The organism is Leifsonia sp. Leaf264, assembly GCF_001422325.1.
Taxonomy (GTDB): domain Bacteria; phylum Actinomycetota; class Actinomycetes; order Actinomycetales; family Microbacteriaceae; genus Orlajensenia.
In genome coordinates, this window is sequence record NZ_LMMR01000006.1 from 112,780 (window position 1) to 135,344 (window position 22,565).

Annotated in this window: 20 protein-coding genes; 10 read left to right on the top strand and 10 right to left on the bottom strand. The window is 68.3% G+C overall.

The genetic code is table 11. The features are described from left to right. Complete coding sequence (locus ASF30_RS13695) at positions 1-405, bottom strand: DUF7144 family membrane protein (protein ID WP_055908716.1); 405 nt, start codon at positions 403-405, stop codon at positions 1-3. A gap of 187 nt (positions 406-592) precedes the next feature. Here ASF30_RS13695 and ASF30_RS13700 point away from each other — a divergent pair, with 187 nt between their 5' ends. After that, positions 593-2,836 (top strand): LuxR family transcriptional regulator, encoded by a 2,244-nt coding sequence (locus tag ASF30_RS13700; RefSeq protein WP_055907599.1) that lies wholly within the window; start codon positions 593-595, stop codon positions 2,834-2,836. Between the two features lie 15 nt (positions 2,837-2,851). Here the strand turns inward: ASF30_RS13700 and ASF30_RS13705 are convergent, their stop codons facing one another. Further along, complete coding sequence (locus ASF30_RS13705; RefSeq protein ID WP_055907602.1) at positions 2,852-3,163, bottom strand: carboxymuconolactone decarboxylase family protein; 312 nt, start codon at positions 3,161-3,163, stop codon at positions 2,852-2,854. A 258-nt stretch (positions 3,164-3,421) separates the two neighbouring features. Here ASF30_RS13705 and ASF30_RS13710 point away from each other — a divergent pair, with 258 nt between their 5' ends. The 3 genes from ASF30_RS13710 to ASF30_RS13720 all read left to right on the top strand — a co-directional run bounded on the left by ASF30_RS13710 (position 3,422) and on the right by ASF30_RS13720 (position 6,537). Continuing rightward, on the top strand, positions 3,422-3,802 hold the full coding sequence (locus ASF30_RS13710) for an SHOCT domain-containing protein (RefSeq protein WP_055907604.1): 381 nt from the start codon (positions 3,422-3,424) through the stop codon (positions 3,800-3,802). 94 nt (positions 3,803-3,896) lie between these two features. After that, positions 3,897-4,643 (top strand): collagen-like triple helix repeat-containing protein, encoded by a 747-nt coding sequence (locus ASF30_RS23205; protein WP_055907607.1) that lies wholly within the window; start codon positions 3,897-3,899, stop codon positions 4,641-4,643. Positions 4,644-4,872: 229 nt separating this feature from the next. Continuing rightward, positions 4,873-6,537 (top strand): thiamine pyrophosphate-binding protein, encoded by a 1,665-nt coding sequence (locus tag ASF30_RS13720; RefSeq protein WP_055907610.1) that lies wholly within the window; start codon positions 4,873-4,875, stop codon positions 6,535-6,537. Positions 6,538-6,570: 33 nt separating this feature from the next. On the opposite strand, the gene ASF30_RS13725 is transcribed toward ASF30_RS13720, so the two are convergent. Both ASF30_RS13725 and ASF30_RS13730 read right to left on the bottom strand, forming a co-directional pair. Beyond that, a complete protein-coding gene (locus tag ASF30_RS13725; RefSeq protein ID WP_055907613.1) occupies positions 6,571-8,466 on the bottom strand; it encodes an FAD-dependent monooxygenase in 1,896 nt (631 codons plus the stop codon). Between the two features lie 24 nt (positions 8,467-8,490). Continuing rightward, entirely contained in the window at positions 8,491-9,870 is a 1,380-nt protein-coding gene (locus ASF30_RS13730) for an MFS transporter (RefSeq protein WP_055907616.1), read from the bottom strand. Between the two features lie 132 nt (positions 9,871-10,002). Here ASF30_RS13730 and ASF30_RS13735 point away from each other — a divergent pair, with 132 nt between their 5' ends. From ASF30_RS13735 to ASF30_RS13760, 6 genes are all read left to right on the top strand, one after another. Further along, positions 10,003-11,496 carry a fumarylacetoacetate hydrolase family protein gene (locus tag ASF30_RS13735; RefSeq protein WP_055907619.1) on the top strand — a complete coding sequence of 498 codons (1,494 nt, stop codon included), beginning with the start codon at positions 10,003-10,005 and terminating at the stop codon, positions 11,494-11,496. After that, complete coding sequence (locus ASF30_RS13740; protein WP_055907622.1) at positions 11,496-12,179, top strand: GntR family transcriptional regulator; 684 nt, start codon at positions 11,496-11,498, stop codon at positions 12,177-12,179. The genes ASF30_RS13735 and ASF30_RS13740 overlap by 1 nt, the downstream gene beginning before the upstream one ends. Before the next feature lie 19 nt (positions 12,180-12,198). Next, the gene (hpaE, locus tag ASF30_RS13745) at positions 12,199-13,716 is read left to right on the top strand and encodes a 5-carboxymethyl-2-hydroxymuconate semialdehyde dehydrogenase (RefSeq protein WP_055907625.1); all 1,518 of its coding nucleotides are present in this window, start codon (positions 12,199-12,201) and stop codon (positions 13,714-13,716) included. 102 nt (positions 13,717-13,818) lie between these two features. Further along, entirely contained in the window at positions 13,819-14,985 is a 1,167-nt protein-coding gene (gene hpaD, locus ASF30_RS13750) for a 3,4-dihydroxyphenylacetate 2,3-dioxygenase (protein WP_055907628.1), read from the top strand. Positions 14,986-15,018: 33 nt separating this feature from the next. After that, a complete protein-coding gene (locus ASF30_RS13755; RefSeq protein ID WP_055907631.1) occupies positions 15,019-15,804 on the top strand; it encodes a fumarylacetoacetate hydrolase family protein in 786 nt (261 codons plus the stop codon). After that, complete coding sequence (locus ASF30_RS13760; RefSeq protein WP_055907635.1) at positions 15,789-16,592, top strand: HpcH/HpaI aldolase family protein; 804 nt, start codon at positions 15,789-15,791, stop codon at positions 16,590-16,592. The genes ASF30_RS13755 and ASF30_RS13760 overlap by 16 nt, the downstream gene beginning before the upstream one ends. A 94-nt stretch (positions 16,593-16,686) precedes the next feature. Here the strand turns inward: ASF30_RS13760 and ASF30_RS13765 are convergent, their stop codons facing one another. The 6 genes from ASF30_RS13765 to ASF30_RS13790 all read right to left on the bottom strand — a co-directional run bounded on the left by ASF30_RS13765 (position 16,687) and on the right by ASF30_RS13790 (position 22,546). Beyond that, positions 16,687-17,151, bottom strand: a complete 465-nt coding sequence (locus tag ASF30_RS13765; RefSeq protein WP_055907638.1) for a DUF3237 domain-containing protein — start codon at positions 17,149-17,151, stop codon at positions 16,687-16,689. Further along, positions 17,148-18,827 carry a CocE/NonD family hydrolase gene (locus ASF30_RS13770; protein WP_082467811.1) on the bottom strand — a complete coding sequence of 560 codons (1,680 nt, stop codon included), beginning with the start codon at positions 18,825-18,827 and terminating at the stop codon, positions 17,148-17,150. The genes ASF30_RS13765 and ASF30_RS13770 overlap by 4 nt, the downstream gene beginning before the upstream one ends. Beyond that, positions 18,824-19,330 carry a MarR family winged helix-turn-helix transcriptional regulator gene (locus tag ASF30_RS13775; protein WP_055907641.1) on the bottom strand — a complete coding sequence of 169 codons (507 nt, stop codon included), beginning with the start codon at positions 19,328-19,330 and terminating at the stop codon, positions 18,824-18,826. Before ASF30_RS13775 ends, ASF30_RS13770 begins: the two co-directional genes overlap by 4 nt. After that, entirely contained in the window at positions 19,327-20,571 is a 1,245-nt protein-coding gene (locus ASF30_RS13780) for a flavin-dependent oxidoreductase (protein WP_055907643.1), read from the bottom strand. Before ASF30_RS13780 ends, ASF30_RS13775 begins: the two co-directional genes overlap by 4 nt. 143 nt (positions 20,572-20,714) lie before the next feature. Further along, a complete protein-coding gene (locus tag ASF30_RS13785) occupies positions 20,715-21,716 on the bottom strand; it encodes an acyl-CoA thioesterase (RefSeq protein WP_055907646.1) in 1,002 nt (333 codons plus the stop codon). After that, on the bottom strand, positions 21,713-22,546 hold the full coding sequence (locus ASF30_RS13790; RefSeq protein ID WP_442914965.1) for an HpcH/HpaI aldolase/citrate lyase family protein: 834 nt from the start codon (positions 22,544-22,546) through the stop codon (positions 21,713-21,715). The genes ASF30_RS13785 and ASF30_RS13790 overlap by 4 nt, the downstream gene beginning before the upstream one ends. Positions 22,547-22,565: the final 19 nt, after the last annotated feature.

Sequence of the window (22,565 nt, forward strand, 5' to 3'; positions counted from 1 at the left end):
CTAGTCGTCCAACCTGACTTCGCGTCCGTGCGCCGTCACGGCGTAGATCACGAGGATGTCGATCGCGATGACGATGAGCGACCACCACGGCTGCGCCGGTATGAGGAGCAGTTGACCGATGGCGCTCAGGACAGCGACGATGACGGCGACGACGCGAGCCCACGTCGCTCCGACGAACAACGCGACTCCGGCGAAGGCGAGGAGCAGGCCGATAATGAGGTTCCACCAACCCCAACCGGTGATGTCGAAGAGGAAGAGGCTGCCGTCGGTCACGACGTAGTACGCCTCAGGTCCCACGAGGGCGACGACGCCCTGGACCGCGCTGAAGATGCCGTTCAGGATGAGGATGATGCCGGCGAAGCCGATCCAACCGACCCATCCAGTTGCTTCCTTGACCGTGCTCATGACCATCCACCATTCCGATTGACATCCGCGCTGGACGAGCGGAGACGGCACGCCACCTGCCGGGAGTCGAGCCGCAGCACGGCCCGTGCGACCACCCTCCTCGTCGCCCGCTCCCCCTCGCATCACCCGGCGAGCATGATTCGCAACATCGATTGATCGCCGCCGACTGCCGCCCTAGTATGCGAACGTGACCGAGACCTCTCGAGCTGCACCGCTGGATGACGTCGAGCTCGATCGCCTGCTCGTCGAGACGAAGCTCGCCGTCCCGGTCGCTCGGCCGGGGTTCGTCAGCCGCTCGGATCTCATCGAGCGGGCCCGCACCAGCGGACGGCGTGTGGTGACCGTCACAGCTCCGGCCGGTTACGGCAAGTCGACTCTGCTGGCTCAGTGGGCGGCCGCGGAGGAACGACCCGTCGCCTGGGTCTCCCTCGACCGATTCGACGACGATCCGGTATCCCTCCTCGCCCTCCTCGCGTCGGCATACGTCCGCGCCGTCGACGGGGACCCCGGCGTCGTCGCGGACATGCGAGGCCACAGCACCGCAGCGCTCGGACGAGCGGCCCCGCGACTGGCATCAGTGCTCAGGACGAGCGCGAAGCCCTTCGTGATGATGCTCGACGACCTGCACGAGCTCGATTCGCCGGGCGTTGCCGACGTCCTGAGCGTCATCATCGCCGGGATTCCGGATGGATCACAGTTCGTGACCGCGAGTCGTACCGAGCAGCCCCATCTCCCGCGGATCAGGGCGGCAGGAGACGCATTCGAGCTCGAGGCTGCCGATCTGGCCTTGGATTCCGACGGTGCACACCAGATCTTCGCCGAGGCCCACGTGCCGATCACAGCGGCGCTTGCGGAGGTCGTCGTCGGACGAACCGAGGGCTGGCCCGTCGGTCTCCACCTCGCCGCCGTCATCGCCCGCGAGAGCGACGACGCCGCCGCGACCATCACCGGCGACGACCGCTACGTGACCGACTACCTCTACCGTGAGTCCCTCGCCGGCCTGCCACTCGAGCTCCAGCAGTTCCTCCGACGCACGTCCATTCTGGAGACGTTCTCCGCGCCTCTGTGCGACGCCCTTCTCGGCACGAACGACGCCAGGCAGCGACTCCGCGAACTCGAGGCCTCGAATGTCTTCCTTGTCCGCCTCGACCGCAGGCGCGAGTGGTACCGCTATCACCCCCTCTTCCGCGAGTTCCTGCTCGGCGAGTTGGGGCGCACCGATCCGGACGGTCTCTCCGATCTTCGGATGCGGGCAGCCGACTGGTACGAACGGATCGACGCGCCGGCTCTGGCCGTCGAGCAGCTCCTGGAGACCTCGGACACCGAACGGTTGGTGCGACTGGTCACCGAGCTGGTCCTGCCCACGTTCCACTCGGGCGAGATGGCGACGGCGCAGCGGTGGCTCACAGCTCTCGGGGGCGCGACCATCGCTCACTCACCGCCCTTGGTCGTCCTCGCCGGTTGGCTGGCCGCGATGTCGGGGCAGGAGAACCAGGCCGAGCGGTGGATCATGAGCCTCGAGGGCGTGAGGTACGACGCCGAGCCCGCCGACGGCACGGCATCCTTCGCGTCCGGACGGGCCATGCTCCGCAGCGCGATGTGTCCTGGAGGTCCTGCCCAGGCGATGGCCGACATCGAGCTCGCCCTCGCGGAGGAACCGCGCTGGAGCGCGTGGCGTGATCAGGCCCTGAGTGTGGCCGGCGGCACGTGCCTGCTGGTCGGAGACGCGGCCCGGGCCGATGCCTACTTCCTCGAAGCGAGCAGCCTCGCAACATCGACGGGCAACTACGTCGTCGTCGTGCTCAGCGACTCCGAACGCGCGATGATCGCCATGGATCAGGATCGCTGGGCTGAAGCCGGACGTCTCATCGGCAAGGCGCTGGGGTTGATCGCGGAACACAGGCTCGACGACTATGCGCCGTCGGTGATGACCTTCGCGGCCGCGGCGAGATCGGCCGCCCACCGAGGAGACACCGCCACCGCTGCCCGCGAGATGACGCGAGCGATGAGGGCACGCCCGGTGACGACGTCCGCCACGCCGGGGCTCGCGATCAGGGTCCGCCTCCACCTCGCGAGGTCGTCCATCCTGCTGCACGACCACGCCACCGCCCGCCATCTGGTGCGCGAGTGCGAGGACATCCTCATCCGGCGACCGGCCCTCGGAGTCCTCGTCGACGAGGTCGTTGCCGTCACGTCCCTCATCGACTCGACCGCCCACGGCGACGCGAGTGCGCCCCCGTTGACTCCCGCGGAGCTTAGGCTCCTCCCCTACCTGCAGACGCACCTGACGGTTCCGGAGATCAGCGCCCGCCTGTTCGTCTCCCGGAACACAGTGCGCACGGAGGTCGGCTCCATCTACCGCAAGCTCGGTGTGGCGTCGCGAGCCGCAGCCGTGGAACGGGCGACCGCTGTCGGACTCCTCGGCGCCTGAACCGCCCCGCCGCTGCTATCCGAGTACGTCGTCCTCGACGTCGTAGCCGAGAGCCAGCCCCAGCAGTGGCGCCGCAGCCACGACCCGGGGAAGTCCCACGACAGCGCCCACCCCGACCAGGACATCCACGATCTCGTCGGACGTGGCACCAGCGCTCACCGCGGCATCGGCATGCTCGCCGAAGGAAGGCTCGGCGGCACCCACCGCGATCAGCGCCGCGAGCCTGACGAGCGCCAGAGTCTTGGCGTCGAGGGCTGTCGGCTCACCGGTCGCGCCGGCGTCATTGACAGCCAACCGGCGCAGTCGCTCCGTGTAATTGGTCCCCACGTCATCCTCCGTGTGCGCTCGGCCGCGTTTTCTCGGAGCCACCACCTGCCACCCCGACGACGGTTCCACCAGTAGACGCCGCCAGCGTCTCCTGCGCGTCACGCAGATCAGGTGAAAGCCGCCTTCGGGCACCCCGCGGCGCCCTCCGTGCCGTCGCCGGTGTCACTCGATCAGGATGATGTGCGACGACGACGGGCGCGGATATCGTCCAGAGACCGCGTCGTGAAAGACACTGCGCGCGCTGAAGGGTGGATAGACATGAGCTTCTGGGACTACCTCGTCTGGTTCCTCTGGGTGTACATCGCGATCTCGTGCATCTGGATCTTCATCACAGTCATCATCGACGTCTTCCGCGATCCGGGATTGAACGGATGGGCGAAGGCGCTGTGGGTGCTCTTCCTGGTGTTCCTCCCGTTCCTCGCGGCGTTCATCTACCTGATCGCTCGTGGGCGCAACATGGCGGAGCGTCGTGCGGCGGAGTTCCAGCAGGTGCAGGCGGCCGCGAACGAGCACATCAGGAGCGTCGCCGGCAGCAGCTCGGCTGCAGCCGAGATCGAGAAGGGCAAGCAGCTGCTCGATTCCGGAGCGCTCACCCAGGCCGAGTACGACGCCCTCAAGGCGAAGGCACTGGCCGGTTGATCCGGAGCGGGCCGGGGCGCGCAGCGGCCCGGCCCTCGTCGGAGCCACGGCTCCGGCCCGCCCCTTTCGTGAAGCCAGAGATGGAGCACTCCAGATGAGCGATCAAGCGAACCCCGTACCGCCCGCGACAGCCCCCGACGGCTCCCCGCCGCAGAAGGCCCCCGAGGCTTCGGCAGGACTCAAGCGGTCCACCCTCTTCTGGGTCGGCGCAGCCGTCGTCGTGCTCTCGTTCTTCGCGTCCTTCCTCGGAGCGTCCCTCGCGCGCTCGGCCGACGACGTCGACGCAGCAGCGACGCCCACCCCCACGACGGTGGAGGTCGACGAGACCGCCTACGAGGAGGCGATCAAGGAGATCCTTCCCGCGGGCTCGGCCGTACGAGCCGGTACCGGCGCTCCCGAGGCCGGAAAGGGATACGAGGGCGACGTCTACATCGACATCACCACCTCCGACGTCTACCTGTTCCAGGATGACTGGACCCAGGTGGGCAACATCCGTGCCTCCGCAGCCGAGAACCTCACCGGTGAGACCGGTGCCACCGGCGCCACGGGTGAGACGGGCGACACAGGCAAGACCGGAGCCACCGGCGACACCGGCGACACCGGTGCCACAGGAGAGACCGGCGCCACGGGTGAGACCGGCGCCACCGGCGCTCCGGGGGCCCCGGGAACTCAGCTCTCGCTCGGCCTCGGCGTCCCGGAGAACACGACGTGCACGGCCGACGGCGACGTCTACATCGACACCGAGAACCTGACGTTCTACGAATGCGCATCTGGGGAATGGACGCTCTTCGGTCCCACCGAGGAGTCCGGAGCGACGCCGGAGCCGGAGCCGACGGACTGACGAACTGACGGACACGGCTCCGGTGCGTCAGCGCCGCAGGATGCTCCGCCCCGCGACAGCAGGGCGGAGCATCCTGCGTCCCGAGTGATGCGTATACTCGGATCGTCCGGCCGCCCTCTCGAGCAGCCGGTGCCCGAAAAAAGGGCACGCAGCCTCCCAGCGCAGTAGCCGGGAACCGGCGAGACACATACGGCATCCACACGTCCGTTCGTCTTCCGGGAGGTCTCCCATGTCCACTGTGTCCGCTCACGTCGCCCAGGCACTCGCCGCCCACATCGATCACGTCTTCGGCGTGATGGGCAACGGCAACGCGTACTTCCTCGACGCACTCGAGCGCTCGACGGACGTGTCCTTCACGGCCGTGCGGCACGAGGCCGGCGGCGTCGTGGCGGCCGATGCGTACCACCGCGCAGGCGGAGGGCTCGCTGCCGCGACCGCGACCTACGGCGCCGGGTTCACCAACACCCTCACCGCGTTGGCCGAGGCCGTGCAGGCGCACGTGCCCCTCGTCCTCGTCGTGGGAGACGAACCGACGTCGGGCCCGCGACCGTGGGACGTGGACCAGATCGCGTTGGCATCCGCGGTCGGTGCGCGCACGTACACGGTGGGCCGAACGGATGCCGCCGCGACCACCGTCATCGCGATCGAGCACGCGCTGTCGTACCGGGTGCCCACGGTGTTGGCGATCCCGTACGACGTCGCTCGCCTCGAGGTCGGGCCGGTTCCCGCCGCGCAACAGCCTCACCTCCCTGTCCCCGCCGCCCCCTCGGCTTTCGCCCGCGCCGCCATCGATCAGCTCGCCGGCGTGCTCGGAGAGGCACGGCGGCCGTTCCTCCTCGCCGGACGCGGCGCCTGGATCGCCGGTGCCGGCGACGCGCTGGGACGACTCGCGGAGGCGACCGGCGCGATCACCGCATCCACAGCACTCGGACGCGGCGTCTTCCCCCGCACGGAGTTCGACCTCGGCGTCGTCGGAGGCTTCGGTGCTGCCGGGGCGATGGAGCTCATCCGCACGGCGGACGTCGCCGTCGTCTTCGGTGCTGGACTCAACCAGTTCACGATGCGGTTCGGTGAGCTCTTCGACCCCGGTACCCGCGTGTATCAGGTGGACACGGCGCCGGCAGCGACGCACCCGCACGTCGGGGGGTTCATCCGTGGCGACGCCGCCGTCGTCGCGGCCAGTCTCGCGGATCGAGTCGTGGCGACGGATGCATCCCCATCAGGTTGGCGGGAGTCCATCGACCTCGCTCCCCTGCGTGCCCAGGAACCCGGCGACCGCATCGCCGTCGATGGTCGCCTCGACCCACGCGCGGTCGCTGCGACGATCGGCGAGATCCTCGAGGGCAGCGACTCGACGCGGGACCGCGTCGTGGTCTCCGACGGCGGTCACTTCATCGGCTGGGCGAACATGTACTGGCCCGTCGCCTCCCCCGACCGCATGGTCATGATCGGCACGGCATACCAGTCGATCGGCCTCGGATTCCCCTCGGTGCCGGGGGCGGCGCTGGCGAAACCGGACTCCACCATCGTGCTCACGACCGGCGACGGCGGCGGCCTGATGGCCTTGGCCGACCTGGAGTCGGCTGTTCGTGTGGCCGGTGGGCGCGGGCTCGCGGTGGTCTGGAACGACGCCGCCTACGGAGCCGAGATCAACCTCTACGGTCTCAAGGGCCTCGCTCGGGGACCGATGCTGATTCCCGAGGTCGACTTCGCGGGCCTGGCTCGGTCGGTGGGTGCCGACGGGATCGTGGTGCACACTCTCGACGACCTCGACGCCCTCCGGCAGTGGGCGGTCACGCCGTCAGCTGATCGGCCTTTCCTGCTGCTGGACTGCCGGATCTCGGGCGAGGTCGTCGCGCCCTATCAGCAGGAGATCATCCGCGTGAACTCCTGAGTTCGGGCGTCGCCGTGCCCAGGGCAGGGCGACTCAGCGCGCCTGCACCATCGAGTGGCTGAAGAATTCGGCCAGCGCGTCGGTCGCCGAAAGGGGAAGGACCGCGGCGACGTACTGATCAGGGCGCACGACCACGACGACTCCGTCGCGGGAGAGCCCGCGCTCCTCGTAGATGTCGGTGGTCGTCCACGCGCTCGGCGCCGCAGCGAAGACCTTCTCCCAGTCGGTGAGTCCGAGCGGTCCCGTCTGCGGCCGGAAGGCAGTGGGTACGCGAGAGATGTCGACCTCGTCGAACCGCTGCTGGTAGATCACCTTCACGTCGAACACGGCGTCGATGTCCTGATTCGGGGACGTGTACCTGACGACCGGCGATGCGGCCGAAGACGAGATCCAGTCCGCCCACGACGCGAGCGCCGATGGTTCGCCCGCCGCGGGCGAATCCGCGAACGCGTACAGACGCCACCGCCCGTCCGCCTTCGCGTGGTGGCCGAGATGAACGGCGTTGCCATCAGCCACGAGTGCGACCTCGGAGGACTTGAAGCGTTTGCCGATGGGGAATCCGTCGGCGAGGGACTGGTGCGCGTCCTCCCCGACGATCTCGGACTGCCCGTATCGGGTCATGAAACCGGAGGGAAACTCCGCCGTCGCGAGGTAATAGGTCGCCAGATCCTGTGGGTCGGAGATCTCTTCAGGCTTGCGCGCCATGAGGGATGACCACTCCCGGTCGAAGTCGATGAGCTGCTGCGCCACCGGCAGTCGCTCCGCCGAGTAGGTGGCCAGCAGGGTGTCGGGACTCCGCCCGGTGAGCACGGCCCCGAGCTTCCAGCCGAGGTTGAAGCCGTCCTGCATCGACACGTTCATGCCCTGTCCGGCTTTGGCACTGTGGGTGTGGCAGGCGTCCCCGGTGAGGAAGACGCGGGGCGCACGCTCCGAGCCATCGGGAACGTCGTCGAACTTGTCGGTCACTCGGTGGCCGACCTCGTAGACGCTGTGCCAGGCGACCTCCTTCACATCGAGTGTGTAGGGGTGCAGGATGTCGTTCGCCCGGCGGATGATCTCGTCGATCGAGGTGAGCCGAACGCGGTGGTCGTCATCCTCGGCCACGGCGCCGAGATCGACATAGACGCGGGAAAGGTATCCGCCTTCGCGCGGGATGTGCAGGATGTTGCCCGCCACGGCGTTGATCGCGCACTTGGTGCGCCAGTCGGGGAAGTCGGTGTTGACCATCACGTCCATCACCCCCCACGCGTGGGCTGAAGCGCCTCCGACATGCTTGCGCCCGATCGCCTCGCGGACGCCGCTGCGTGCACCGTCGCACCCGGCGACGTACTTGGCACGGATCGTGCGCTCTTCGCCGGCGTGCTCCCCCGCGACGTAGCGGAGGCGCACCTCCACGGGGAATTCGCCCTCGTCGTGCACGGTGAGGGTGAGGAACTCGATGCCGTAGTCGGGCTCGATGCGGCCCGGACCGTGCGCAGCCGCCGCGGCGAAGTAGTCGAGGACGCGGGCCTGATTGACGATGAGGTGCGGGAACTCGCTGATCTTGTATCCGTAGTCCTCGGTACGGCTGGTCCGGACGATGTTCTCGGGGTTCTCCGGATCCGGGTTCCAGAAGTTCATGTAGGCGATGTTGTACGCCTCGGCCATGATCCGCTCCGCGAACCCGAAGGCCTGGAAGGTCTCGACGCTGCGCGGCTGGATCCCGTCGGCCTGTCCGAGGGGAAGCCTTCCCGCGCGCCGCTCGATGATGCGCGTGGCGACTCCCGGGAACTGGGACATCTGAGCCGCCAGAAGCATCCCGGCGGGTCCGGACCCGACGATCAGCACGTCGATCTCGTCGGGGATCTCGCTCGGGCGATCGATGCCCGTGCCCTCGGGTGCCGTGATGCGCGGATCGCCGGACACGTAGCCGTGATGGTGGAACTGCATGCTGATTCCCTGGCTCCTCGAGGACTAGGCGCGGGCCAGGCCGCGGATCGGGCTGATCGACTGCTCGTCCTCGTGGTCCGGACCGAGTGGGATTCCGCTCCGGTCGCGAAGGAGGAGCGTCGCGATCAATCCGATCACCGTCATCCCCGCGAGGTACCAGGTGACCGACAGGGTGCTGCCCGTCGCCTGCACGAGCGCCGTGGCGATGGTCGGAGCGAAGGCACCGCCCACGATCGCGCCGATGGCGTAGGAGATGGAGACGCCGGAGAAGCGGATCGAGGCGGGGAAGAGCTCCGTGTAGAGCGCCGCCTGCGGACCATAGGTGAAGCCCAGTCCGATCGTGAGGATGGCGAGGCCCGCGAACAGGAGTCCGATGTTGCCGCTGTTGACCAGCGGGAACAGGGCGAACACGCCGATCAGCTGCAGGATCCAGCCGATGATGTACGTCGTGCGGCGCCCGATGCGGTCGGACACCCACCCCGCGAAGAGCGTGGACAGCAGCCACGTCACGGCCGATCCGGTGACGGCCCAGAGAACCGGCCCACGCTCCAGCGCCAGCGGTCCGTCGGGGTTGGTGGCGTAGCCCTGGATGAATCCGCCTGTGGTCATGTAGCCGACGGCGTTGTTGCCGGCGAACACGAGAGCGGCGATGACGACGAGGAGGGTGTGCTTCTTGAACAGCTGCACGATCGGCATCCGTGCCTTCTCCTTGCGCTCGGCGAGCTCCGTGAACACCGGGCTCTCCTCCACCTTCCGGCGTACGTAGTAGCCCACCACGATCAGCACGACGCTCAACAGGAAGGGAACACGCCAGCCCCACTGGAGGAACGCATCACCGGGCGCGATGATCGTCATCAGGGCCATGACGCCCGAGGCGAGAAGCAGACCGAGGGGAACTCCGATCTGCGGAGACGCGCCGAAGACACCGCGTCGGCTCCGGGGCGCGTGCTCGACCGCCATCAGGACGGCGCCGCCCCACTCGCCGCCCGCGGAGATGCCCTGCAGGATACGCAGGAGGACGAGCAGGATCGGCGCAGCGATCCCGATCGTCTCGTAGGTGGGGAGGAGGCCGATGAGGGCGGTGGATGCGCCCATCAGGATCAGCGTCCACATCAGCACGACCTTGCGTCCGTACTTGTCACCGAAATGACCCGCGAGGAAGGCACCGAGCGGACGGAACAGGAAGCTCACTCCCACGGTCGCGAAAGCGAGGATGGCGCTATCGGCCCCCAGCGGTGCGAAGAAGAGCTGGCCGAAGACGAGCCCGACCGCAGTGGCGTAGATGAAGAAGTCGTACCACTCCACCGTCGTGCCGACGATCGTCGCGAAGACGACGCGTCGCCGGTCGGCCGGGACCGCGATCGTTCCCGTCGGGGTGAAACCTGCTGGCTGTGGTGCGCTCATCCGGGGTGACTCCTGTGTCGGTTCGACGGCTCTGTCTGAGCTCGAGCAGCTCGCAATCGTGGAGAAGCGGTGCTTGCTCGAACACTCCCGATAATATACGATTTCGAATATCACGCAAGGGCGGGGGAGCTCATGACCATCGAGAACGAGACTGGGGCGCAGCCCACGGATGCGCGTTTCGCCGCGCTCCCCTGTCGTCCCGGCAAGATCATCGCGGTGCACCTGAGCTACGTCTCACGTGCAGAACAGCGCGACCGGCGCCCGTCCGCCCCGTCCTACTTCTTCAAGCCCTCGAGCTCGGTCGCTGCGTCGGGCGGCACGGTGGAACGCCCCGTCGGCACCGAGCTGCTCGCCTTCGAAGGGGAGATCGCGCTCATCATCGGCACGGCCGCCCGCCATGTCGGCCAGGAAGCCGCGTGGAGCCACGTCGGCTGGGTCACCGCCTCGAACGACCTCGGGCTCTACGACCTGCGCGCGAACGACAAGGGCTCCAACGTCCGGTCGAAGGGCGGCGACGGGTTCACCCCGATCGGCCCGAGGCTGATCGACGCCCGGACCGTGGATCCGTCAGCGCTGCGCCTGCGCACCTGGGTCAACGACGAACTCGTGCAGGACGACACGACGGCGGAGCTCCTGTTCCCGCTCGCCCAGATCGTCGCCGACCTGTCGCAGCACTTCACCCTGGAGCGGGGGGACGTCATCCTCACCGGAACGCCGGCGGGTTCATCGGTCATCGTCCCCGGCGACGTCGTGGAGGTCGAGGTCGACTCCCCGAATTCCGGCGCGTCCTCCGGACGACTGACCACGACCGTGACCCAGGCGGCGCAGCCGGCCTTCGACGGCTCCCTCGGCTCGCTTCCGGCCGTCGACGACACCCAGCGCGAGGAGGCGTGGGGGTCGCGAGAACGTGCCGGGCTTCCGGATGCCGCCGTGAGACTCGCTCCGACCCTGCGAGCGAAGCTCGAGAGGGCACCGGTGGCCGGACTCTCCCAGCAGCTGCGCAAGCGCGGCCTGAACAACGTGACGATCGACGGCGTGCGCCCTCTGCACCCGAGGGTGAAGCTCATCGGGACGGCGAAGACCCTGAGGTTCGTCCCCAACCGGGAGGACCTCTTCCTGTCGCACGGCGGTGGGTACAACGCCCAGAAGCGTGCCTTCGACGCTCTCGCGGAGGGCGAGGTCATCGTCATCGAGGCCCGGGGAGAGTCGGGATCGGGAACCCTCGGCGACATCCTCGCACTGCGCGCTCAGGCGCAGGCAGCGGCCGGAATCGTCACCGACGGCGGCATCCGGGATGCCGACGCCATCGCCGCGGTCGGCATCCCCGTCTATTCCGCCGGCGCCCACCCCGCCGTCCTGGGGCGCAAGCACGTCCCGTGGGACGTCGACGTCACGATCGCCTGCGGGGGCACCACGGTCCAGCCCGGCGACATCATCGTCGGCGACGCCGATGGCGTGATCGTCATCCCTCCGGGCATCGCCGAGGAGGTCGCCGACGCCGCACTGGCGCAGGAGGACGAGGACGCCTGGATCGCCGCCCGGGTCGCCGAGGGCAACCCTGTCGACGGCCTGTTCCCGCTCAACGCCGACTGGCGCGCCCGCTACGAATCCGAGACGGGGGCGTGATGACCGACGCCACATCCCTCAGCAAGTCGCAGCTCGCCTACCGGTGGGTTCGCGAGCGCATCACCAACCACGAGTTCACTCCCGGATACCGCCTGGTCCTCGGAACGATCGCGGGCGAGCTGAACATGAGTGTCGTCCCGGTCCGGGAGGCGATCCGTCAACTCGAGGCTGAAGGCCTCGTGACGTTCGAGCGCAATGTGGGCGCCCACGTCTCGATGGTCGACGACACCCAGTACCGATTCAGCATGCAGGCGCTCAGCATCCTCGAGGGCACGGCGACCGCACTGGCCGCGCGTCGGCTGACCGCTGACGACGTGCGTCAGGCGCGACAGATCAACGAGCTCATGATCGGACGACTCGACGAGTTCGAGCCACGGGCGTTCACCGCGCTCAACCAGCAGTTCCATTCCGTCCTGTTCGCCAAGTGCGCCAATCCGCGGATGCTCGAACTCGTGGAGTCGGAGTGGGCGCGCCTCGGTCACCTACGTGACTCGACGTTCACCTTCGTGCCCGGCCGAGCACAGGAGTCGGTGCGCGAGCACGAGAACATCCTCGTGCTGATCGAGACGGGCGCTCCGCTCGGCGAGATCGAGAAGATGGCTCGCCGACACCGGTCCGCGACGCTGGACGCCTACATGATCCATGAGCACCCTGACGAGGCCCTCGGCCTCCCGGCCTTCTGACCCTTCCATTGGAGATCCCATGACCGAGACAAGCCCTGCTCTCGACCAGCGCCATGTGCCGGCCGACCTGCCCTCGCGCATCCAGCACTACATCGACGGAGAGTTCGTCGACTCGATCGACGGCGACACCTTCGACGTTCTCGAGCCCGTCTCGAACGAGGTGTACGTCACCGCCGCTGCCGGCAAGAAGGCCGACATCGACCTCGCCGTCGCCGCAGCGACCCGGGCATTCAGGGAGGGCCCGTGGCCACGGATGCTGCCGCGCGAGCGATCTCGGATCCTGCATCGCATCGCCGACCTCGTCGAGCTGCGCGATGCGAGGCTGGCCGAGCTCGAATCCTTCGACTCGGGTCTGCCGATCACGCAGGCTCTCGGCCAGGCACGCCGCGCAGCGGAGAACTTCCGGTTCTTCGCCGATCTGATCGTCGCGCAGGCGGACGACACCTTCAAGGTTCCGGGCCGCCAGATCAACTACGTCAATCGCAAGCCGATCGGCGTCGCCGGGCTCATCACGCCGTGGAACACGCCCTTCATGCTGGAGTCGTGGAAGCTGGGTCCCGCCCTGGCCAGCGGCAACACCGTCGTCCTGAAGCCCGCCGAGTTCACCCCGTTGTCGGCATCCCTGTGGGCCGGCATCTTCGAGGAGGCCGGCCTGCCGAAGGGAGTCTTCAATCTCGTCAACGGTCTCGGCGAGGAGGCCGGCGACGCCCTCGTGAAGCACCCCGACGTACCGCTCATCTCCTTCACGGGCGAGAGCCGAACCGGCCAGATCATCTTCGGCAACGCCGCGCCGTTCCTCAAGGGCCTCTCCATGGAACTCGGCGGGAAGAGCCCCGCGGTCGTCTTCGCCGACGCCGACCTGGAGGCTGCAGTGGACGCGACGATCTTCGGCGTCTTCTCCCTCAACGGCGAGCGCTGCACCGCCGGATCCCGCATCCTGGTCCAGCGTGACGTCTACGACGAGTTCGTCGAGCGCTATGCGGCACAGGCGAAGCGTGTGAAGGTCGGCTACCCCCACGACCCTGCGACGGAGGTCGGGGCGCTCGTGCATCCTGAGCACTTCGACAAGGTCATGGGCTACGTCGAGATCGGCAAGACCGAGGGGCGTCTCGTCGCCGGGGGCGGACAGCCCGAAGGCTTCGAGTTCGGCAACTTCGTCGCCCCGACGGTCTTCGCCGACGTTCCTCCCGACGCCCGCATCTTCCAGGAGGAGATCTTCGGACCCGTCGTCGCGATCACACCGTTCGACACCGACGCCGAGGCCCTCGCGCTCGCGAACGACACGAAGTACGGCCTGGCCGCCTACATCTGGACGAACGACCTCAAGCGTGCGCACAACTTCTCCCAAGCCGTGGAGGCGGGCATGGTCTGGCTCAACTCGAACAACGTGCGCGACCTGCGCACGCCGTTCGGCGGCGTCAAGGCCTCGGGCCTTGGTCATGAGGGCGGGTACCGGTCGATCGACTTCTACACCGACCAGCAGGCCGTGCACATCACCCTCGGCGAGGTTCACAACCCGACCTTCGGCAGGCACTAGCCGCCGAGCCGCCGAGCCGCCGAGGCGCGATCGCGCACAGGCGCGGGCCACCGCGCGGCGGCTCCCCTCCCATTCACCCACATCACCGGCAAGGACGCTGACATGACCGACACGACCGCCAAGACGCTCACCTCCTCGGGCTTCTACGTCTCACAGGAAGCCCCCATCGAGACCGACAACCCCGTCGCGACTCCGCAGTCCTCCCCGCCCGACATCCTGCGCTGCGCCTACATGGAACTCGTCGTGACCGACCTCGCCGCATCACGCCAGTTCTACGTCGACGTGCTCGGGCTGCACGTGACGGAAGAGGACTCCGATGCCGTCTACCTGCGGTCGACCGAGGAGTTCATCCATCACAACCTCGTGCTGCGCCAGGGCACCGTCGCCGCGGTCGCCGCGTTCTCCTACCGCGTGCGCGCGCCCGAAGACCTCGACAGGGCCGTCGCCTATTACACGGAGCTCGGATGCCGCATCGAGCGCCGGGCCGAGGGCTTCGTCAAGGGCATCGGCGATTCCGTCCGAGTCGAGGATCCGCTCGGCTTCCCGTACGAGTTCTTCTTCCAGACGGATCACGTCGAGCGGCTCTCCTGGCGCTACGACCTGCACACTCCCGGCGAACTCGTGCGCCTCGACCACTTCAACCAGGTGACCCCCGACGTTCCCCGAGCAGTCAAGTTCATGCAGGACCTCGGCTTCCGCGTGACCGAGGACATCCAGGACGACGAGGGCACCGTCTACGCCGCGTGGATGCGCCGCAAGCCCACAGTGCACGACACCGCCATGACCGGCGGTGACGGTCCACGGATGCATCACGTCGCGTTCGCGACGCACGAGAAGCACAACATCCTCGCCATCTGCGACAAGCTCGGAGCGCTGCGTCGCTCGGATGCGATCGAGCGCGGGCCCGGGCGCCACGGTGTCTCCAACGCCTTCTACCTCTACCTGCGCGACCCCGACGGACACAGGGTCGAGATCTACACGCAGGACTACTACACGGGTGATCCCGACAATCCCGTGATCACGTGGGACGTGCACGACAACCAGAGGCGCGACTGGTGGGGAAACCCGGTGGTGCCGTCCTGGTACACGGAGGCATCCCTCGTGCTCGATCTCGACGGCAACCCGCAGCCCGTGGTGGCCCGCACGGACACCTCCGAGATGGCCGTCACCATCGGAGCCGACGGCTTCTCGTACACCCGCCCCGACGACTCCGAGGCGTCCCTGCCCGAGTGGAAGCAGGGCGAGTACAAGCTCGGCCACCAGCTCTGACCGCCCGATAGCGTGATCACGAAGGAGAGACGGATGCTGCAGCCAGAGACCATCGCGGAGATCGCCGACGAGCTCGCCGAAGCCGACCGGTCGCACAGCGTGATCCCGCGGATCACCGCGCGGCATCCCGAGGCCACCGTCGAGGACTCCTACGCGATCCAGGGGGTCTGGCGCGACAAGAACATCGCGGCGGGGCGCACGCTCGTCGGCCGGAAGATCGGCCTGACGTCGAAGGCGATGCAGGAGGCCACGGGGATCACCGAACCGGACTACGGCGTCATGTTCGACGACACCGTCTACGCCAGCGGCGCCGAGATCCCGGTCGACCAGTTCTCCAACGTGCGCATCGAGGTCGAACTCGCCTTCGTGCTGAAGGCGCCTCTCGAGGGGCCCGACTGCACTCTCGACGACGCGCTGGCGGCGATCGACCATGCCGTTCCCGCACTGGAGATCCTCAACTCGCACATCGAGCTCGAGGGCCGGACCATCGTCGACACGATCTCCGACAACGCTGCCTACGGCGGCATGGTTCTGGGCGACGTGCGGAAACGGCCAGACGAGATCGACCTGCGCTGGGTTCCCGCGCTTCTGTACCGCAACGGCGAGATCACCGAGACGGGGGTCGCCGCCGGCGTGCTCGACCACCCGGCCACCGGCGTTGCGTGGCTCGCCAACAAGTTCCACCAGCACGGCAGCAGGCTCGAGGCCGGAGAGATCATCCTGGCCGGATCCTTCACGCGTCCCATGTGGGTGTCGCGCGGAGATGTCGTGCTGTGCGACTACGGACCGATGGGATCGATCACATGTCACTTCGTCTGAAGCCCACCCTGCGCCACGATCTCGCCGACGCCTCTCGCCCGCTGGCGGGAATCTGGGCATGTTCGGGCTCCGCGCTGGTGGCCGAGATCTGCGCGGGTTCGGGGCTGGACTGGATGCTCATCGACATGGAGCACTCTCCGAACGGCCTCGAGTCCGTCCTCGCGCAGCTTCAGGCCGTCGCCGCCTACCCGATCACTCCAGTCGTGCGGGTGCCCATCGGCGACGTCGTCACCATCAAGCAGGTGCTCGACCTCGGTGCGCAGACCCTCCTCGTGCCTATGGTCTCGACGGCTGCCGAGGCGAAGGCACTCGTCGAGGCCGTGCACTACCCGCCACGGGGAAGGCGCGGCGTCGGGTCCGCGCTCGCACGCTCCGGACGCTGGAATCGTGTCGACGACTACCTCCGGAACGCCGGCGACCACGTCTGCCTCCTCGTGCAGATCGAGACGACGGAGGGCGTGGAGAACGCGGCCGCGATCGCCGGTGTCGACGGGATCGACGGGGTGTTCGTCGGCCCCTCGGATCTCGCCGCCTCGATGGGCCTGCTCGGTCAGCAGGCGCATCCCGACGTGGTCGCATCCGTGCGTCGTACCTTCGACGCCGTGCGCGCCGCGGGAAAGCCGGTCGGCGTCAACGCCTTCGACCCGGCGGTCGCCGACGCCTACGCCGAAGCGGGTGCGTCCTTCATCCTGGTCGGCGCTGACGTCGCGCTCCTCGCTCGAGGGTCCGAGGCCCTCGCGACCCGGTGGATTCCCGGAACGGATGCTTCCGGCGGCCCCTCGTACTGAGCCCCGCGGCGGCCCTTCGGCGCCCCAAAGACGAGACGAGGCCGGATCCCTGAGGATTCGGTAGGGGGCCGGACGAGTTCGGTGAGTTCCGCGACTACGTGACGCGGTAGGCCGAGTAGGTCACCCGATCCGCCTCCCGCACTGCGGAGGCGATGAAGATCGTGCGCTGCAGCTCGGCATGCTCCTCACCTCCTGCCTCGAGCGTCAGGACCGTGCGGAAGTAGTAGGCCGACGGATCCATCGCTTCTCCGCGCAGTAGCGCTTCGAGAACCGCGGGTGGCCCGCTGCGGACGCCGGTCGCGTGAATCAGGATGTGCGCGCCGTCCGGTGTCTTCGCGGTGTAGCGGGCGTCGACCTCGATGGTCCCGTCGGGGCGCACGATCTGCCAGTCGGCACCGCTGGCGAGGATCTCGGCGTCGAACAGTCCGCGGACCGATCCGCCCACGATCGGCACGACCCGGCGGTGCCCCTGCCGGGTCTCGCCGTGGTCTTCGAGCGCCCCGAGCGCGACCTCGACGTCGAAGGCGTGCTCGAGGCCGGGAACCGGCGCGCCTGTCATCGGCCCAACACCGGCAGCTCGATCCGCGACGCGTCGGCGCCGTCGTGCGAGATCTCCTGCACCGCGACCTGGGTCTCGGCAGCGTCGAACGCGGCCTCCGCCGACCCGGGGTTGCGGGCGTATCGAGGGTGGGCACCCGAACTGACCTGGATGCCGATCGAGTGTCCCGCGGCGAAGCGGTGGAAGGCCGGCCAGAGACTGACGTCCACCTCACGGAATCCGTCGGCGTCGGGCACCGGGTCGGTGTCGACGGTGCCGACAGCTCCGATGCGGCGGATACCGTCGCACACCGTCATCGACCTGCCGTCAGGGTGGACGTCGGTGATCCGTACGAAGACGTCGTAACTCGGCGCCGAGGAGCGGAACCGGATGTGGGCGACCGGTTGGCCCGCGATCTCGAGCGGGGCGTCGAGCGCCGCGCTGCGGAAGACGGCGAGGTCGGGCCGAGCCTCGTGCTCGCGGTTGTCGACCGGCTCGGTCTTGGGCAGGAGGCTCGGACCGCCGACGGCCGGAGTCGCATCGGTCGGATCGTAGGTGTAGCTCGTCACGCCGCCGGTTGCGGCATCCGTCGACAATCCTCCGTCAGACGTGAGCCGCCAGCGCTGAGCGGCTGAGCCGGAGGGCGGCCAGGACTCGAGGTCGTGCCATTCGTCCGCGCCGGTCTCGAACGCGCGCACCGGCGTCGGCCGCGAGGACGAGGCTCCGGCGAAGGTCTCCTTGAGGAACGCGATCGTCTCGGTGTGGGTCGGCGTCGCCATGGCGGGCGATGTATGCCCCCAAGGTCCGAGGATGAGGCGCGGCGAGTGCCCTGCCTCGACCAGGTGTGCGTAGTCATCGAGCTGCCACGGCAGGAAGATGTCGTACCAACCGGTGATCATCGAGACCGGGGCCGTGACATCCGCCACCGACGCGGCGTGCGACTGCTGTGTCCAGTACTCGTCCGAGAGATGCTCGTGCCGGGTCCAGTCCTGGTACCAGTGGATCTCCTCCCCCGTCGCAGCGGAGTCGCCGGCGCTCAGCGGTAGCACCGCGAATGCCTTCTCGAGCTTGGGGTCGGGTAAGGCCATGCCGATCATGGCGAGGCCGCCGCGACGCATCCGGTGCATCATCCGCGTCCAGCCCAGTGCGTTGCGCAGTGCGAACGCGCCGTTGTCCCAGGTGATGGCACCGAAGTCGGGCATCGTCGTGATGAGCACGAGGGCCTCGGAAGCGTTCTCGGGGTCCTCGAGCTGCATGCGCCCAGCGACCGCCCACTGCGTGTAGCCCATGTAGCTCTGCCCGTAGGTGGCGAGATGACCGGTGAACCACGGCTGCTTCCTCACCCAGCGCAGCGTCGCGATGCCGTCGCGTTGCTCGTCGATCTGGGGCGTAAACAGCCCAGACGAGCCCCACGTGCCGCGGCAGCTCTGGAAGAGCACCGTGAACCCTTCGTACGCCAGGGCCCGCGCCGAGCCGGCGAGTGGGCCGCGGCGACCGTAAGGGCCGCGGATGACGATGGTGGGAAGCGATGGGATGTCGTCGCCGACGGGCCTGATGAGATCGGCGAGCAGCTCGATTCCATCGTCCATCGGCACGCGCAGGTCGCGCTCGATCGTGATGTCGTATGGGCCGAGTTCGACGCCCTTCCGGGTTCGTGCGTCGAGCGCGCGCGTGAGACGCTGGCGCAGGGTTGTCATTCCGCCTCCTTGCGGTTGTGGGGGGATTGCCGACTGGTCGGTGTCGCGGTGAGGGCGCCGAGAAGGCGCTCGAGAGCGGGAACGGCGGCGGCGAGCGCGTCGCGGTCGGCTCTGGGCAGGGACAGCGACGCCTCTGCCACGAGCGCGGCGCTCGCACTGTCGAACTTCTGGAAGAGGGTGAGCGCGTGTGCCGAGGCGAGCACCTCTACGCGGCGTCCGTCGTCTGCCGATGGTCGTCGCGCGATGAGGCCGCGCTCCTCCATGAGGGTGAGCAGGTTGCTCACAGTAGATCGGCTGAGCCCGAGCTGGTCGGCGAGCTCGCCCGGCGACGAGACGACCCCTCGAGGGAGGGCTCGGATGACCTCGATCTGCGCGTCCGGGATCTCGGGGAGCTTCTCGGCCGCCCGAGCGGATGCGAGCAGCACGCGCCGGAGCGGAGAGATGACGGCCGCGAGGCCGGCGGCGTCGAGTCCGGCCGCCGTCGCGGTCGCGTCTTCGGTCATCGGTTCGGCGTGAGCGAGGGCCGTGCGTTGAGCACGTCGGGGTGGAAACCTGCGGCGCGCTTGTAGCCGGCAGCGATCTCGGTGAGTTCCTCGGCGGGGATGACGTCATGGATGTCGGCGAACCCCTGTGGAGCGCGCTCGTGGGCCAGCAGCATGACCCGCTCGGGGCCTTGAGCGCGGTTGCTGAGCACGAGAGCAGAGGTCGCCGGACGCCGTTCCCCCTCGTAGGCGGCGAGCGCCGCGGCGACCGATGGCGCGGTCGCGATGTGGAAGGCGAGCGTGCGGGCATCGATGATCGCCTGCGACGCGCCGTTGGAGCCGTTCGGGTACATCGCGTGCGCAGCATCGCCCAGCAGGGTGGTGCGCCCGAACGTCCAGTGCGGGATCGGGTCGCGGTCGACCATCGGGTACTCGAGCAGCTCGTCGGCGGCCGCGATCACGGCGGGCACGTCGAGCCAGTCGAACGACCATTCCCTGAACAACTCGACGATCGGGGCGGCGTCGACGGCGAGATTCCAGTCCACGGTCTCGGATCCCACACCGCGCCGCTCGGCGATGAAGTTCACTCGGGCGAGGCCATCGGCATCCGGTGCACCCAGCGGGTACGCGACGAACTTCTGCTCGCCGTCGCCCGCCATGATCATGGTGCGTCCGTCGAGAAAAGCCGGCACACGCGCCGTGCCGCGCCAGAGCGTCAGCCCGTTCCAGATCGGCGAACCCTCCTCCGGGTAGTGCGCGCGGCGCACGGCGGAGTGGATGCCGTCGGCGGCGATCACGAGGTCCGCGGTGACGGATGACTCACCGTCGGCGGTCTCGAACACCGCGGTCGCGGCATCCGCAGCATCGTCGACGCGGATGAGGCGATGGCCGAGTCGTATCGCGTCGGTGCCGAGGCGCTCGCCCACCGCGCCTGCGAGCGCGAGTTGCAGCTCACCGCGGTGGACCGAGGCTTGCGGCCAGCGGTAACCCGCCTCGCGGCCGCGCGGCTCGCTCCAGATCGGCTGGCCGAAGCGGTTGTAGTAGGCGAGCGTCGACGGCGCAACACCCTGACTCTCGACACTGTCAGCCAGGCCGAGTTCGGTGAGCTCGCGCATCGCGTGCGGCAGCAGATTGATCCCGACACCGAGGGCGCGCAACTCGCTCACGCGATCGTAGATCCGGATGTCGGTCTCGCCGACTGCGTGAAGGCTCAGGGCCGCCGCGAGACCGCCGATTCCGGCGCCGATGATGAGGATTCGCATGGCTGACTCCTGTGTCGACGCCGGGTGTTGTCCACATAGTTTTGTATGCGAACATACTTCTGTCAAGGACTCGCTGGCGGACGCGGACGCTGGTCGACGTCGGCCTCAGCTCCCAGACGCTGCGAATCCATCAGGGCCGCCCATCAGCGCCATGACGCTTGGCGTGCGAGCCCGGCTGGAAGCACCGCCATGGACGCGCGCATGTGGATCAGTTCGCGCGCGTGGGCATCGAGACGGCGATCCTCCTCGGTCACGAGAGGCATCCGCGGCACTTGCTGCGCCCTGCCGTCCGCGCCCTTCTCGACGAAAACGGTGAGGCACTGGGTGGTCAATTCCAGTTTGCGTGGCTCGGTCGGACTGCCGGAGCGAACGCGGATGCTGATGTGCATGCTGCGTTCGCTGGTGTGGATCAGGCGGGCGTCGATCTCGACGATGTGGCCGATCCGGATCGGGCGATAGAAATGGATCCCGCCCGAGTAGACGGCGACGACTGATGGTGACGCCCAGCCCGCAGCGCAGGCGTAGGCAGTCTCATCGATCCAGCGCATGACGGTTCCACCGTGCGCGTTGCCTCCCCAATTGCCGTCGCCCGGCGCTGCCATGAAGCGGAACACCGTGCGGGGGGCGGTGCCGGCGGTGGTGAACTCCTGTTCCAGCATCCTCGACTGGATGAGCCGTCGTGGCTCGATCCTGGATTCAGCCCGCGACTGGATCGTCCTGTCCCCATCCCCCCATGGCTCCCACCGAGGGACCTCCCGCGGGGCTCCGGATTCGTCGACCGCTACCAGCACGAGGATGCAATGGGTCGCCGGGGTGAATCGGCGAGCATGGACGTCGGCCGTGTCGATCGAGACATAGACGTGCATGCTCGTGCGTCCGGTGTGGATGATGCGTGCGTGCGCCTCCACGAGCAACCCAGCAGGGATGGGGCGCGTGAAGTGAACGTCGCCGACGTAGGCGGTGACGCAATAGGAGGCGCTCCACCCGACGGCGCAGGCGTAACCGGCCTTGTCTATCCACTCGAGCACTCTGCCCGCCTGAACCGTGCTGCCGGAGGCGTCCATGTCTGATGGCGCGACGAGGAATCGTAGGGTGACGGACTCGCTCTCGACGTGGGTAGGAGGACCTCCGGCGGCGGCGCTCATGCGATGGAGAAGGCGCGAGCCAGGTCCTGGATGCGTCGAGCGCGTGCCAGCCGCGGTGGATCGCTGCCGTCTCGTACCCGGCCCCCACCTTCGGAGAAGTCGCGGAGGAAGTCTTGAGCCCAACCGAGGTCTGACGCCGACGGGCTGAACGACTCGTTCACCAGCGCACTCTGCTCGGGGAACAGGCACAGCTTCCCGGTCATCCCCAGCGAGACAGCGACGCCCGATTGTTCGCGTAGCGGCGTGTGGCCTGGCGTGACGGTCGGGCCGTCGATCGGCCCGGGCAGGCCGCCGACCCGACTGGCGATGACCAGCCGCGACCGAGGGTAGGCCATCGCCAGATCGTCGGCGCTGACACCGGTGTCGCGGCGGTAATCGCCGCTGCCGAATGCAAGACGGTGCGCCCCTCGCGCTCGCGCGATCGCGACGGATTCCTCGATCCCGAGAGCGGACTCCACCAACGCGACAACCGGCACCTCGCCCCCGAGCGCGTCAAATGTCTCAGTGACGGCGGTTGCCGACTCGACCTTCGCCAGGACCACCCCGCGGAGCCCCTCTATGCCGCGAAGCCCGTTCACGTCCGCAGCCCAGAAATCGCTCGTCCGGTCGTTGATGCGCACCCACGCGCTGCCGCCGCCCGTCAGCCAGGTTGTCACGGCACTGCGCGCGCCATCCTTTCTGGAGGGGTCGACGGCGTCCTCGATATCGAGGACGACCTGGTCTGCGCTCGATGACCTGATCTCCTCGAATCGCGACGTTTCAAGCGCTGACATCAGCAGCCAGGACCGCGACAGCTCACTGCCGACGTGCCGGAGCAGGTCACTTCTCATCGATGTCTCCATGGCTCTG

Bases quoted from the DNA above. Each gene is read 5' to 3' on its own strand.
- ASF30_RS13695 (WP_055908716.1), bottom strand. From the start codon at position 405: ATGAGCACGGTCAAGGAAGCAACTGGATGGGTCGGTTGGATCGGCTTC.
- ASF30_RS13710 (WP_055907604.1), top strand. From the start codon at position 3,422: ATGAGCTTCTGGGACTACCTCGTCTGGTTCCTCTGGGTGTACATCGCG.
- ASF30_RS23205 (WP_055907607.1), top strand. From the start codon at position 3,897: ATGAGCGATCAAGCGAACCCCGTACCGCCCGCGACAGCCCCCGACGGC.
- ASF30_RS13720 (WP_055907610.1), top strand. From the start codon at position 4,873: ATGTCCACTGTGTCCGCTCACGTCGCCCAGGCACTCGCCGCCCACATC.
- ASF30_RS13725 (WP_055907613.1), bottom strand. From the start codon at position 8,466: ATGCAGTTCCACCATCACGGCTACGTGTCCGGCGATCCGCGCATCACG.
- ASF30_RS13730 (WP_055907616.1), bottom strand. From the start codon at position 9,870: ATGAGCGCACCACAGCCAGCAGGTTTCACCCCGACGGGAACGATCGCG.
- ASF30_RS13735 (WP_055907619.1), top strand. From the start codon at position 10,003: ATGACCATCGAGAACGAGACTGGGGCGCAGCCCACGGATGCGCGTTTC.
- ASF30_RS13740 (WP_055907622.1), top strand. From the start codon at position 11,496: ATGACCGACGCCACATCCCTCAGCAAGTCGCAGCTCGCCTACCGGTGG.
- hpaE (WP_055907625.1), top strand. From the start codon at position 12,199: ATGACCGAGACAAGCCCTGCTCTCGACCAGCGCCATGTGCCGGCCGAC.
- hpaD (WP_055907628.1), top strand. From the start codon at position 13,819: ATGACCGACACGACCGCCAAGACGCTCACCTCCTCGGGCTTCTACGTC.
- ASF30_RS13755 (WP_055907631.1), top strand. From the start codon at position 15,019: ATGCTGCAGCCAGAGACCATCGCGGAGATCGCCGACGAGCTCGCCGAA.
- ASF30_RS13760 (WP_055907635.1), top strand. From the start codon at position 15,789: ATGTCACTTCGTCTGAAGCCCACCCTGCGCCACGATCTCGCCGACGCC.
- ASF30_RS13765 (WP_055907638.1), bottom strand. From the start codon at position 17,151: ATGACAGGCGCGCCGGTTCCCGGCCTCGAGCACGCCTTCGACGTCGAG.
- ASF30_RS13770 (WP_082467811.1), bottom strand. From the start codon at position 18,827: ATGACAACCCTGCGCCAGCGTCTCACGCGCGCGCTCGACGCACGAACC.
- ASF30_RS13775 (WP_055907641.1), bottom strand. From the start codon at position 19,330: ATGACCGAAGACGCGACCGCGACGGCGGCCGGACTCGACGCCGCCGGC.
- ASF30_RS13780 (WP_055907643.1), bottom strand. From the start codon at position 20,571: ATGCGAATCCTCATCATCGGCGCCGGAATCGGCGGTCTCGCGGCGGCC.
- ASF30_RS13785 (WP_055907646.1), bottom strand. From the start codon at position 21,716: ATGAGCGCCGCCGCCGGAGGTCCTCCTACCCACGTCGAGAGCGAGTCC.
- ASF30_RS13790 (WP_442914965.1), bottom strand. From the start codon at position 22,546: ATGAGAAGTGACCTGCTCCGGCACGTCGGCAGTGAGCTGTCGCGGTCC.